The organism is Chryseobacterium potabilaquae, from assembly GCF_902728265.1.
In the GTDB taxonomy this organism is placed as follows: domain Bacteria; phylum Bacteroidota; class Bacteroidia; order Flavobacteriales; family Weeksellaceae; genus Chryseobacterium; species Chryseobacterium potabilaquae.
On sequence record NZ_CACVBR010000034.1, the window covers coordinates 1 to 12,196 of the forward strand.

The window sequence follows — 12,196 nt, forward strand, 5'->3', positions numbered from 1 at the left end:
AAATGGACCATGCCTATTCGAAATTGGGGTATTGTTCTCAACCAATTTATGCTTATTTTTGAAAAAAGGCTCAGATTATAAAATCCAAGCCTAACTTTTTAACTTACACACTTTACGAGATAGTGTCGATCACTTTTATTGAATTATTTTTAAAGTTAGGCTCAGATTATAAAAATCCAAGCCTAACTTTTTAACTTAAAAATTTTACGAAAGAGTGTCTTTTTCTCTTATACTCTTCGGGTTCTAATTTTATACTTCACTAATATTTGCAATAGTTAAAGCCTCTTTTACTATTTGTTATATGTATATGATATAGTTCTACCACTACTATTGGTCATTCTGCTAGGATATCCATTACTATTATAAATATAGGCATAAGTAGCGGAGTTCTTTGTTAAAATATTATTACTTCCTGCCATACCTTCTCCAATAAGCCCTCCAATACTATCTTCAACCATATTAAGTATTTTATATCCCATAATATTATTAAAAGGATTACTTTTAGTATCAAAAGTTGAAGTCATCTCAATAGCTCCCTCTACTTTCTTAATTAGATTCCCACTATTATCAAAATAAGCGTCAACGCTATTCAAAACCGTTCCACTTACAGGAGAGTATTCATCATATTTTATGTGTTTATTCTCCAAAATTTGTATATCTTTAGTATAAACTACGGTAGATGAGGTCAAATTACTAGTTACTTTTACTGAGGTAATCATCCCACTTGATGCGTATGAAAACTCTTTTATTAATTTACTTTGTCCACTAAAAGTAGTTTCTTCTTTAATAATATTATTACCACTATAAGTATAGGTATATTTAACCCCATTATCCCTAGTAATCTCTTTTATCTTATTACCATCATAATAACTATATTTTAAATTATATGGCCCTCCTGAAATAGAATCAGAAACAGTTATAGGTAATATAGGAGTTGTATTTACAACTGGTTGAGAGGGAGTCGCAATATCATCGTTTGAAGAATTGCAACTTGAAGTTATTGCTAAAGCAATAAATGCGATAATGAATTTTTTCATTTGTATGAATTTTTAAAATTAGTATTAATAAAATAACATACATGATTATTAGCTAATAAGGTTTTTATTTAATTTAAATAAATAGTATTTCTTTATCTAGAGTTAATTCAACTCGATTATCTAATTAAATTACTTTGTTACCGTAGTCGTTGTTGGGCTATAAATGTCCAATGTAATTGCAGTAATAAATCCATTTAGAAATGTTTGCCTAGTTAAAACAGTATAATTTTCAGAATCTCCTGCCATTTGTTTAGAATCAGAGACTCCCACTGGTGCTATACCTTCAAATAAATAGTGATTCCATTTAGTAATCTGAACATTATTTTGAGCTCCTTTCCCTACAACACTAGTGTAGCTATAACAAGAAGTTAATGTAATTGATGACATTGTCATAAACACCATCATTTTAAAATTATTTTTCATCAATTAGATTTTAATATTTTCGACAAATATAAAATATAATTCTGTAAAAACAAGTGAAAAATACACTGCAATTCATTGATTTTCAATAGTTTAAATCTCTGCTTATCCACTAAAATCTCTAATAAATCAATAGTATTCAAAGTTTATAGAATATCAAAAAGTTATTAATTTTTTTCTTAAAAATTAATATTTCACATAAAATTGAAAATATATTTATAATTCAAATAAAATTCATATTTTACATATTTTTATACCTTATCATTACAAAAAAAACTCCTATACTGATAAAATCAGTATAGGAGTTTTACTATATAAGAATTATTAAAGTTATTCTTTTAATTTAGCAATAACATCCAATCCACCTTTTGTAATATCACCAATCTTACAAATAATTTCAGTATCTAATGGTAAAAAAACATCCATTCTGGAACCGAATTTTATAAAGCCAAATTCATGTCCTGCCTTTGCATCATCTCCTTCATTACAATAAAACACAATTCTTCTCGCTACATATCCTGCAATTTGTCTAAAAACTACTTTATGCCCCGTCAAACTTTCCACGGCAACTGTAGTTCTTTCATTTTCTGTAGAAGATTTTTCATGCCAAGCAACTAAATACTTCCCGGGATGATACTTCTTATAAAGAACTTTACCAGACACTGGATATCGACAAATATGGACATTGAGGGGTGACATAAAAATAGACACTTGAATAGCCTTTCCATGTAAGAATTCATTTTCTTCCACTTCTTTAATCATCACGACTTTTCCATCTACAGGGGCTACAATACTTTCTTTATGTTCAAGTATATCCCTATCTGGCACTCGAAAAAACCAAAATACTAGACTATAGATAACCAATAAAGGCATAATAATAAGTAAAGACCACATTTTAAGAAAGTAAATAGCCAATCCACCTACTATTATAAAAATAGTCGTTGCTACGAAAATAGTTCCTTTTGATTCTTTGTGTAATTTCATAAGGTCAAATAAATTTTTCTAAAATAAAATACAAATATACAACAGGTGCGCAAATTATAAAACTATCTAGTCTATCTAATACGCCACCATGCCCGGGGATAATATTCCCACTATCTTTAACTCCAAAGGTTCTTTTTAATTGGCTTTCAACCAAATCTCCTAAAGGGGCAAAAGCTGCCACTAAAAATCCTACTACCATCCAATTACCTCTCAATTCTTGTTGATAATATTCTATAAAATAGGATAATACCAACGTTAAAGTAACACCTCCGATATACCCTTCCCAAGTTTTTTTAGGAGAGATTTTAGGTGCCATTTTATGTTTCCCAAAAAACTTACCTGTCAAATATGCAAAAGTATCGCTACTCCATATTAAAACAAATAAAAATAAAACTTCTAAAGAAAATGAATCATTAAAGTTTGAAAATTTTGGAAGACCTAGAGCGAAACAAAATGGGAGAGCTACATAAATGACTACAAAAATTAATTTTCCACTGTTATAATATAACTCGTTGGGATATTTGAATAATGTAAATATCGCAATACCAATTAAACTAAGGGCCAAAATCTCACTAAGCCTAAAATCATAAAAAAAATCATGATGGAAATATCTTTTAGAAAAAATATAAAATATAAAAATAACCAGAGGGTAAACCACCCACTTCTCATATCCGTTACCAAACTTCATCATTTTTATACATTCCCAAGCCCCTACTATTAGAAAGAATGTAATAAGGCCAAAATATAGGTATTGTTGTTGAATAATCCCTGGATAAATCCCATTGATTAATTGAGCTCCCATTGATGTGGTGCAAAGAATAATAATTCCAACATATACAATTCCTGAAATTGTCCTTTGAATAAGATTTCTGTCCAAAATTTAAAATTTAAAATGTTACTGCATTAATCTTCTAATAACAATAAAAATAACTTTGTAGTAATAGTAGAAGAGCTATCTAGCTTTGTTTGACTTCCACTAATAGATGTAAGATTTTTAATATTTCCATTTCTTTTTATTTTACTCATTGCATCATTAAGATTACTCACTATCTGGGAGACATTTGCAATGATAATAATTTTATTTGGCAATTTTGAAGAATGATAATGGAGAATATTATTATGAGACAGCATTATTCGCCCATCATAAGCAATCAAATATTCACAAGTAATGAATACTGCATCATCCAATGCATTTAGTTCATTTGTATACGCGACTTTTATCACATTCAAAAAGTTCTGTAATTCTTTATCCCAGCAAAAAAAATTGTTAATACCCTCTATTTTAACAATCTGTTGTAAAGTTTTAAGAGCTTCCGCTTCATCTGCACAATAATTAAAAAATCCCCCGGAGTGCGTAAATAATTGCGCAAACTTATAGTCAAGGTCCGCATTTTTCAGCGAATCTCCAAGTTTTTCCAAACTCTGCTTTTCGTCTTCTTCAGGTTGGTTGGTAAGTTTGCTTACAATCCTCTTGAATAAATTCAACTTAATTTATTTTTAGTCAACTTTATACAAAAGTAAAAAATTAATTATATAGATTCTAAAAAACTGCCCTTAAATATGAAAAAACCTAGTAGTTTAAAACTACTAGGTTGTATTTTAATTCATTTTACTTAAAAATTAAATTTGAGTAGGACTTTCTGGTGCCTGAATTTCGTTTTCCTTTTCTTCTTCTTTTTCAGGAATAGTATTCGTAACAGGTTTTTCAGTCAACTCAGGATCCCATGCTCTTTTACCAAAGATTTCTTCTAAATCTTCCCGGAAAATAACTTCCTTCTCTAACAGTTTATTCGCCAAAGCATCTAATTTATCTTTATTCTCAGCAAGAATAGTAACTGCTCGATCGTACTGATTTTCAATAATAGACTTGATTTCAGCATCAATTTTAGTTGCTGTCTCTTCGGAATATGGTTTACCAAAAGAATATTCAGATTGCCCAGAGCTATCATAGTAAGAGATATTACCAATATTAGGACTCAATCCATAAATGGTTACCATAGCTTGAGCTCTTTTAGTTACAGTTTCCAAGTCTGAAAGCGCACCTGTTGATATATTATTGAATATTACCTGCTCTGCTGCTCTTCCTCCTAAGGTTGCACACATCTCATCCAACATCTGTTCTGTAGTAGTAAGCTGCCTCTCTTCCGGAAGATACCAAGCCGCTCCCAAAGAACGTCCTCTCGGAACTATAGTAACTTTCAACAATGGAGATGCATGTTCTACCAACCAAGAGATTGTAGCATGACCTGCTTCATGATATGCCACCCTTTTCTTTTCAGAAGGTTTGATCGCTTTATTCTTTTTCTCAAGCCCTCCAATGATACGGTCTACCGCATCAAGAAAATCTTGTTTTGTAACAGAGTCATGATTATTTCTGGCCGCTATCAATGCTGCTTCATTACACACATTCGCAATATCTGCTCCACTAAACCCTGGAGTTTGTTTTGCTAAAAATTCCCTATCAACACTATTATCCAGCTTAATTTTCTTTAAATGAACATCAAAAATTTGCCTTCTTTCATGTAATTCCGGAAGATCTACATAAATAGAACGATCAAAACGCCCTGCCCTCATTAAAGCTTTATCTAAAATATCCGCCCTATTTGTCGCAGCCATCACTATAACATTCGTATCTGTACCGAAACCATCCATTTCTGTTAACAGCTGGTTAAGAGTATTTTCCCTTTCATCATTCCCTCCAGAGAAATTATTTTTACCCCTTGCACGTCCAATGGCGTCAATCTCATCAATAAATATGATGGCTGGAGATTTTGCTTTTGCTTGCGCAAAAAGATCTCTTACTCTCGAAGCCCCAACTCCTACAAACATCTCTACGAAATCTGATCCTGAAAGAGAGAAAAAAGGAACTCTTGCCTCTCCCGCCACAGCCTTAGCAAGCAATGTTTTCCCTGTTCCCGGAGGCCCTACTAAAAGAACACCTTTAGGAATTTTACCTCCTAATTTGGTATATTTTTCAGAATTTTTGAGGAAATCTACTACCTCCTGAACTTCTTCTTTTGCCCCTTCTAAACCAGCAACATCTTTAAATGTCACCTGAATACGCTCTTTTTCATCAAATAATTTGGCTTTAGATTTCCCAATGGAAAAGATCTGTCCTCCAGGACCTCCGCCTCCGCCCATCTTTCTGAAAAGAAGGAAGTAAAACAATCCTAAAATAGCAATCCAAATCAATGCTGAGACTAAGATATCCGTGAATGGATTCTTCCCAACCCCATAATCTTTTGTCGTCTTAATATTCGGATTCGCCGCTTTTATTTGATCAAATTTTTGAAGAAAAAGCTGAAGATCACCGTATTTAACAGTGTAATCGGCCTTAGGAGCCATAGAAAAAGCTGAAAGTGGATCACTTTCTTTAGAATTTTTACTCACCATTGCTGTTTTAGCAGCTTGGGTAAGAAATATATCAGCCTTCTCAGTATCTTTATAAATTATAATATTTTGAATTTTTCCAGTCTGCATTTCTTTAAAGAAACCATCTTCGTCAATAGTCTTTGCACTGCTGTCACCCAAAAAGTTGGTCACAAAAAATAACAAAAGAGCTATGATCGCAATCGGAAAAAACCAGTTAAATCCTTTATTGTTCATTTATACTTTTTAAAATTTAAAATTCATTTTCGATTTTGGTAATCATTGCATCACCCCAAAGTTCTTCTATATCATAGTATTCCCGAACTTGTTTTTGAAATATATGAACGACCACTGAAACATAATCCACCAAAACCCACATAGCGTTTTCAGTTCCTTCAACATGCCAAGGTCTCTCTTTAAGGTCATTTCTGACTTTTTTTTCAACACTTCCTGCCAATGCAGCTACCTGTGTATTCGAGTTTCCACTACATATTACAAATGTTTCAGCTACCGAGTTTTCTATGTTTGAAAGGTCAAAGATCATAATATCCTCCCCTTTTACATCTTGAATAGCTTCAATGATTTTATCTAATAGTTCTTGTTTTTCTGCTGTTTTATTCATTAAAAAATACTATAATCTGCAAATTTATTGTTTTTTCTTTACTTTAACCTTACTTTTACCCCTTGAAATTCTTAAAGTTTTCTTAAATGAGTCAACTATTCTATCTCAAAGAATGTTCTTCTACTAATGACGAAATTTCAAAGTTTTTACTTTATAAAAATTCAGATTTCATAGCATTACATACTTTTAATCAGACCAGAGGCCGCGGCCAATACGGAAATACCTGGTATTCAGCTGCAAAAAAAAATATTGCATATACTTTAGCGGTAAGCACCCAAAACTTTGTCTACTCTGATTTTCTGTTCAATTATTATACCGCAATCCTTATACACGATTTCATTGCCAATTTGACTGAAGTTACCCCTAAAATTAAATGGCCAAATGATATAATCCTTAAAAATAAAAAAATTGCCGGAATTCTAATAGAAAAGAAAAAAATTAATCAAAAAGAATATTTCATAGTAGGAATCGGAATCAATATTCTTCAAGAAAGATTTGATGCTCTATCTAACGCCGGATCAATTTTCACGCAAACAGGAAAAGAAAACAGCCTTGAAGAGATTGCATTGAAACTTCATCATTATTTGGTAAAAAAATTAAAAGAAACCCCTTCTAATCAAATGATAATAGAACAATTCAACCTCCACCTATTTAAGAAAGACGAAATTTCCGTGTTCGAAATAGGAGAAACTAGACAAAATGGCATTATCAAAAAAGCCGACGAAGAAGGTAAACTATGGATAGAATTAGAAAAAGAAGGCATCAGTTCTTTTTACCATAAAGAAATAAAGCTACTTTATTGATTAGCTCTTTTAAGATATAAATACAATGCAACAGGTAAAAAAACAAGGTTCGGAAACCACATGGCTAAAGCAGGAGACAGACTTTTATTCTCTGAAACTATTTTTAACGCCTCAAAAGAAAACACAAACATAAAAGCCAAAGAAATACCTATCGCCAAATTAATTCCTAATCCTCCTCTTTTCTTTTGTGAAGAAAGTGAAAGCGCTAAAAAAGTAAGAATGATAATTGAAACCGGCATTGAAGTTCTTTGATACAACTCGTTTAAGTGAGAATTGAGATTGCTATTTCCTTTTTCATTTTCCCTTTTAATAAACTTAAGAAGCTCGGGAGTCGTTTTATTCTGCCCTAAAAGCTCGTTAGGAAATAGTTCCTCAGGAGCTGCACCATAAGTTTTTTTCAAGTCAAATCCATTCCGTAATGTTTCAGAATCATTTTTGTTTACTGTTTTTTCAACATAGCTATTTAAAACAAAATACTTTTTATTTTGATCCCAATATACATCTGAAGATTTAAGCTCATAAATCATTCTTCTATTTTTATCAAACTTTTGATAGATGAACCCAGACCCTCGCCTTTCCATTTTATTCCAGGAATTGATAAAAATATATTCTGTTCTACTTAATTGTGCCGTAACGGGAGCCGTTCCAAGAACTTTCTCTTTATTCCTTGCATTATAAGTATATGCTTCAAGTTCATTTTTTTTAATATTCGCCCAGGGTAGTACAAAATGATTAATAACCAAAGAAATTGAAGCAATAAATAATGAAGTGAGTAAATAGGGTCTGGCAAAACGATGAAAACTTGAGCCACTACTAATAATGGCAACAATTTCGGTATTATTTGCCATTCTAGATGTAAAATAAATCACAGAAATAAACACCAAAATTGACAAGAAAGTCATTACAAGGTTCACAATCCAATAGGGATAAAAGTGAACTAAAAAATAGGATAAATCAAGCTTAGGATCGATTAACTTTGCATTTTCAATTCTGGGTATCTTTTGCTGTACATCAATTACCAATACAACTATAGACAGCAATATAAGCATGAAACTAAAAGTTCCAAGATATTTTTTAATCACATACCTGTCTATAATTTTAAACATATTTTTATTATTTTAAAGTCTTTGTTTAAGTACCGGGACTACCGATTTTTTCCATTCATAAAAGTCTCCTGCTACAATATGCTCCCGGGCTACTTTTACTAAATCTAAATAAAATGCTAAGTTATGAATTGACGCAATCTGTTTTGCCAAATATTCTTTAGAAACGAATAAATGCCTTAGATAGGCCTTAGAATACTCTCTATCCACAAAACTGGTCCCAAATTCATCCAAAGGAGAAAAGTCCTTTTTCCATTTTTCATTCTTCAAATTCATGACTCCTTTCCAAGTGAAAAGCATTGCATTTCTTGCATTTCTTGTAGGCATCACACAATCCATCATATCAATCCCTAAACCTATTGATTCCAAAATATTCCAAGGAGTACCTACCCCCATTAAATATCTAGGCTTATCTTTTGGTAAAATATCTGTTACTTCATCGGTAATTCTATACATCTCTTCTTCAGGCTCCCCTACAGAAAGGCCTCCAATAGCATTTCCTTCCGCTCCAGCTTCTGAAATAACTTCGGCTGAAATTTTTCTTAAATCAGAATAAGTAGATCCTTGAACAATAGGAAAAAGCCTTTGTTTATGTCCATACAGCTCTTGATTTTTTTCAGTCCATTCAATACATCTTTTTAGCCAACGATGAGTAAGCTCCATAGAAGATTTTGCTTGATTATATTCACATGGATAGGGAGTACACTCATCAAATGCCATAAAAATATCCGCACCAATTTGTCTTTGTATCTCCATTGACTTCTCTGGGGAGATAAAATGGTAACTACCATCAATATGTGATTTAAATTTCACTCCCTCTTCTGTCATTTTTCTACTCTTTGAAAGTGAAAAAACTTGAAACCCTCCTGAATCAGTAAGAATAGGCCCATCCCAATTCATAAAATGATGTAGTCCTCCTGCTTCTTGCATAATATCCATTGTCGGACGGAGGTATAAATGATACGTGTTTCCCAAAATAATCTGGGCTTTAATATCTTCTTTTAATTCTCTTTGATGAACAGTTTTTACACTTGCTACAGTCCCTACAGGCATAAAAATAGGAGTTTGTATTTTCCCATGATCTGTAGTAATCTCTCCTGCCCTAGCCTTTCCTTGAGATATTTTTTCTATATTAAAAAACTTCATTTTTATCTTCTTATCTTCTTTAAATTGACTGTCAATGATACTTATATTTTCACAACCATTTCAAGTCTTAAATCCTTACTATTTTCCTATAGGAGGAATATTATTTTTAAGCCTTCGATCATTCACATATTTTTCTGCCTTAGGATCCTTTTTCAAAATTATTTTTTGAGCTTCGTCCACAATTCCATTCATCTTATTTTTCACAACATAATACCTGAAGCTCTCAATGAAATCATCCTTTTTCACCTTATGATTTTGGAGAATAAATCTTGTCCCTGCTTCTAAATTGGAATTTGTATACATATAGGCTACCTGATTATTTATTGATAAATCAGCCAATATTTCTGCCATTTGTTCTTTTGTCAACAGATTTTTGGGTCTGTCAATATAGTCACCACATGAAAATAAACAAACTAAAAAGAATGCCAATACTATTTTTTTCATAATTTGTTAATCAATGATTTCCATTTTAAGTTTAAAACACCCAATACTGCCTCATGGATAATTCCTCCATTCATTTTACTCTCCCCCAAAATTCTATTAGTAAAAATAATAGGAACCTCTACAATTTTGAATCCTTTTTTAAAAGCTCTAAATTTCATTTCAATCTGAAATCCATATCCTTTTAATTTTACATTATCTAAACCAATATCCTCCAATACTTTCCTTGAAAAGCATACAAAGCCCGCCGTTGTGTCATGAATAGGAAGACCTAAAATGAATCTCACATATTTTGAGGCAAAATAGGAAAGTAAAACTCTACCCATAGGCCAATTTACTACATTGACCCCTTTAGAATAACGAGAACCTATTACCATATCCGCATTCAAACATGCATCATATAATTTGGGTAAATCATTTGGATTGTGCGAAAAGTCGGCGTCCATTTCAAATATATAGTCATACCTTTCTTGTAATGCCCATTTAAAACCATGGATATATGCTTTTCCCAATCCATCTTTCACATGCCTTACAGACAAGTGTAAATGATGGGAAAACTTTTTCTGTAATTTTCGTACAATATCTGCTGTTCCATCAGGAGAAGAATCATCCACAACCAAAATATGAAAGTCTTTCTCCAATGCAAAAACTGCGGAAATAATATTTTCAATATTTTCCTTTTCGTTGTAAGTTGGAATAATGACTAGCTTTTTCATTTCAATTTGCAAAGATAGTTTATTAACCTTTTTATTTTATACAAAATAATCTATAATTTTGCAAAAAATCATTCCATTGCCACTATCGCAAAATTTTATAAATCATGTAAGAACACCTGAGAATAACGACTGGGTTATTTTCAGCTTGTTAGGTTGTATTTTTTTATATCTTTTTATGATGAATATTATAGAAAGGGAAGCTAATTTGAAAGATTTTTTATTACAAAAATATTTTAATGCAAGTAATAATCTCGCAAGTTGGATCATTACTTCTTGCGTTACTACGATAACTTCAGCAATTTTGATTTCCCAATACATTCCAACAGTTCCTCAATATATTGCCGAGGTACAAATGCTGGGATACCATATTAATAAAATTGGATATACTTTAGTTGTAATTGTCTTTTTCTATTTGACAAGATCAGCTTTAAGTTTCTTATTCTATCAAAGTATAGGAGATGGCAGAAAATGGCCTGTATTTTATTTTACTTCTACTAAATTTTATTTTATTCAGTCTTTTTTATTAATTATGGTATGTATAATACATTATTATTTTGCAATAGACCGCAGTAAAATATTCACTTATTACTTATTATCATTTGTTTTTGTATTTATTTTTAAGATTTTTTTCTACTTATTTCACAAGAACAATATTTTACCCGAAAAATGGTATTATAAAATTTTGTATATTTGCACCCTCCAAATAGCACCAATTTTGTTGCTTTGGAAATTATTATTTTTTTAATAAAGTCAATGATGAGAATAAAGTCTATATTGGTTTCTCAACCAGCGCCTAGTGAGTCTTCTCCATATCTGGATATTGCGAAGAAGGAAAAAATAAAGATTGATTTCCGTCCTTTTATCCATGTCGAAGGAGTTGACAACAAAGAACTTAGAACACAAAAAATTGATCTTACACAATATACTGGTATTATTTTCACCAGTAAAAATGCAATAGATCATTACTTTAGATTAGCAGAAGAATTACGTTTCACAGTTCCAGATACTATGAGATATATATGCCAATCTGAAGCCATTGCCAATTATTTACAAAAACACATCGTCTACAGAAAAAGAAAGATCAGCTTCGGAGAAAAAAATTTCTCAGACTTATTGCCTCTTTTTAAGAAATTTTCCACAGAAAAATATCTACTCCCTTCTTCCGATGTTTTAAGTCCGGATATTGTAAAGACATTAGATTCTGCAAATATTGACTGGACGAGGGCGATTATGTATAGAACTGTTTGTAGTAATCTAACAGATATTAATATTAAAGATTATGACATGTTAATATTCTTTAGCCCACAGGGAATTAAATCTTTACAACAAAATTTCCCTAATTTTAAACAAGAAGAAACTAAAATAGGTGTCTTTGGCAATACTACTTTAGCAGCAGCTGAAGAAACAGGGTTAAAAATAGAGCTAATGGCCCCTACAAAGGAAACACCTTCAATGACTATGGCTCTAGAAAAATATATTAAAAATCTACATAAATAGTTTTAATAAAATATAAAAAAACCGTCTTTTCTTCAATTAAGAAAAGATGGTTTTTTTT

The 12,196-nt window shown here is 31.4% G+C and carries 14 protein-coding genes; 3 read left to right on the top strand and 11 right to left on the bottom strand.

The genetic code is table 11. The annotated features are described in order from the left end of the window. Positions 1–290: 290 nt before the first annotated feature. The 7 genes from CHRY9293_RS14510 to rsfS all read right to left on the bottom strand — a co-directional run bounded on the left by CHRY9293_RS14510 (position 291) and on the right by rsfS (position 6,432). On the bottom strand, positions 291–1,037 hold the full coding sequence (locus CHRY9293_RS14510) for a hypothetical protein (RefSeq protein ID WP_162033637.1): 747 nt from the start codon (positions 1,035–1,037) through the stop codon (positions 291–293). 129 nt (positions 1,038–1,166) lie between these two features. Continuing rightward, the gene (locus CHRY9293_RS14515; RefSeq protein WP_162033638.1) at positions 1,167–1,460 is read right to left on the bottom strand and encodes a Bor family protein; all 294 of its coding nucleotides are present in this window, start codon (positions 1,458–1,460) and stop codon (positions 1,167–1,169) included. A 327-nt stretch (positions 1,461–1,787) separates the two neighbouring features. Next, complete coding sequence (locus CHRY9293_RS14520; RefSeq protein WP_122545784.1) at positions 1,788–2,441, bottom strand: phosphatidylserine decarboxylase family protein; 654 nt, start codon at positions 2,439–2,441, stop codon at positions 1,788–1,790. 4 nt (positions 2,442–2,445) lie between these two features. Continuing rightward, on the bottom strand, positions 2,446–3,318 hold the full coding sequence (locus tag CHRY9293_RS14525) for a phosphatidate cytidylyltransferase (protein WP_162033639.1): 873 nt from the start codon (positions 3,316–3,318) through the stop codon (positions 2,446–2,448). 26 nt (positions 3,319–3,344) lie between these two features. Then, positions 3,345–3,926: an LUD domain-containing protein gene (locus tag CHRY9293_RS14530; RefSeq protein ID WP_183147868.1), complete on the bottom strand. Its 582-nt coding sequence runs from the start codon at positions 3,924–3,926 to the stop codon at positions 3,345–3,347. A gap of 135 nt (positions 3,927–4,061) precedes the next feature. Further along, positions 4,062–6,047 carry an ATP-dependent zinc metalloprotease FtsH gene (gene ftsH, locus CHRY9293_RS14535; protein WP_162033640.1) on the bottom strand — a complete coding sequence of 662 codons (1,986 nt, stop codon included), beginning with the start codon at positions 6,045–6,047 and terminating at the stop codon, positions 4,062–4,064. Between the two features lie 16 nt (positions 6,048–6,063). Next, positions 6,064–6,432, bottom strand: a complete 369-nt coding sequence (gene rsfS, locus CHRY9293_RS14540; protein ID WP_122545780.1) for a ribosome silencing factor — start codon at positions 6,430–6,432, stop codon at positions 6,064–6,066. Between the two features lie 86 nt (positions 6,433–6,518). Here rsfS and CHRY9293_RS14545 point away from each other — a divergent pair, with 86 nt between their 5' ends. After that, positions 6,519–7,235, top strand: coding sequence for a biotin--[acetyl-CoA-carboxylase] ligase (locus CHRY9293_RS14545; RefSeq protein ID WP_162033641.1), 717 nt, complete (start codon positions 6,519–6,521; stop codon positions 7,233–7,235). Here CHRY9293_RS14545 and CHRY9293_RS14550 read toward each other — a convergent pair. The 4 genes from CHRY9293_RS14550 to CHRY9293_RS14565 form a co-directional block, all read right to left on the bottom strand. Then, positions 7,229–8,341 carry an LptF/LptG family permease gene (locus CHRY9293_RS14550; protein WP_162033642.1) on the bottom strand — a complete coding sequence of 371 codons (1,113 nt, stop codon included), beginning with the start codon at positions 8,339–8,341 and terminating at the stop codon, positions 7,229–7,231. The genes CHRY9293_RS14545 and CHRY9293_RS14550 overlap by 7 nt on opposite strands. A gap of 12 nt (positions 8,342–8,353) precedes the next feature. Further along, a complete protein-coding gene (gene tgt, locus CHRY9293_RS14555) occupies positions 8,354–9,484 on the bottom strand; it encodes a tRNA guanosine(34) transglycosylase Tgt (protein WP_162033643.1) in 1,131 nt (376 codons plus the stop codon). Positions 9,485–9,562: 78 nt separating this feature from the next. After that, positions 9,563–9,928 (bottom strand): DUF4296 domain-containing protein, encoded by a 366-nt coding sequence (locus CHRY9293_RS14560; RefSeq protein ID WP_162033644.1) that lies wholly within the window; start codon positions 9,926–9,928, stop codon positions 9,563–9,565. Then, positions 9,925–10,641, bottom strand: a complete 717-nt coding sequence (locus CHRY9293_RS14565) for a polyprenol monophosphomannose synthase (RefSeq protein ID WP_162033645.1) — start codon at positions 10,639–10,641, stop codon at positions 9,925–9,927. The genes CHRY9293_RS14560 and CHRY9293_RS14565 overlap by 4 nt, the downstream gene beginning before the upstream one ends. Before the next feature lie 145 nt (positions 10,642–10,786). Between CHRY9293_RS14565 and CHRY9293_RS14570 the strand changes: the two genes are divergently transcribed. Together CHRY9293_RS14570 and CHRY9293_RS14575 are read left to right on the top strand one after the other, a co-directional pair. Continuing rightward, positions 10,787–11,386, top strand: a complete 600-nt coding sequence (locus CHRY9293_RS14570; protein ID WP_228455551.1) for a DUF4271 domain-containing protein — start codon at positions 10,787–10,789, stop codon at positions 11,384–11,386. An 11-nt stretch (positions 11,387–11,397) separates the two neighbouring features. Next, positions 11,398–12,138: a uroporphyrinogen-III synthase gene (locus tag CHRY9293_RS14575; RefSeq protein ID WP_162033671.1), complete on the top strand. Its 741-nt coding sequence runs from the start codon at positions 11,398–11,400 to the stop codon at positions 12,136–12,138. Positions 12,139–12,196: the final 58 nt, after the last annotated feature.

Bases quoted from the DNA above. Each gene is read 5' to 3' on its own strand.
- CHRY9293_RS14510 (WP_162033637.1), bottom strand. From the start codon at position 1,037: ATGAAAAAATTCATTATCGCATTTATTGCTTTAGCAATAACTTCAAGT.
- CHRY9293_RS14515 (WP_162033638.1), bottom strand. From the start codon at position 1,460: ATGAAAAATAATTTTAAAATGATGGTGTTTATGACAATGTCATCAATT.
- CHRY9293_RS14520 (WP_122545784.1), bottom strand. From the start codon at position 2,441: ATGAAATTACACAAAGAATCAAAAGGAACTATTTTCGTAGCAACGACT.
- ftsH (WP_162033640.1), bottom strand. From the start codon at position 6,047: ATGAACAATAAAGGATTTAACTGGTTTTTTCCGATTGCGATCATAGCT.
- rsfS (WP_122545780.1), bottom strand. From the start codon at position 6,432: ATGAATAAAACAGCAGAAAAACAAGAACTATTAGATAAAATCATTGAA.
- CHRY9293_RS14545 (WP_162033641.1), top strand. From the start codon at position 6,519: ATGAGTCAACTATTCTATCTCAAAGAATGTTCTTCTACTAATGACGAA.
- CHRY9293_RS14550 (WP_162033642.1), bottom strand. From the start codon at position 8,341: ATGTTTAAAATTATAGACAGGTATGTGATTAAAAAATATCTTGGAACT.
- tgt (WP_162033643.1), bottom strand. From the start codon at position 9,484: ATGAAGTTTTTTAATATAGAAAAAATATCTCAAGGAAAGGCTAGGGCA.
- CHRY9293_RS14560 (WP_162033644.1), bottom strand. From the start codon at position 9,928: ATGAAAAAAATAGTATTGGCATTCTTTTTAGTTTGTTTATTTTCATGT.
- CHRY9293_RS14565 (WP_162033645.1), bottom strand. From the start codon at position 10,641: ATGAAAAAGCTAGTCATTATTCCAACTTACAACGAAAAGGAAAATATT.
- CHRY9293_RS14575 (WP_162033671.1), top strand. From the start codon at position 11,398: ATGAGAATAAAGTCTATATTGGTTTCTCAACCAGCGCCTAGTGAGTCT.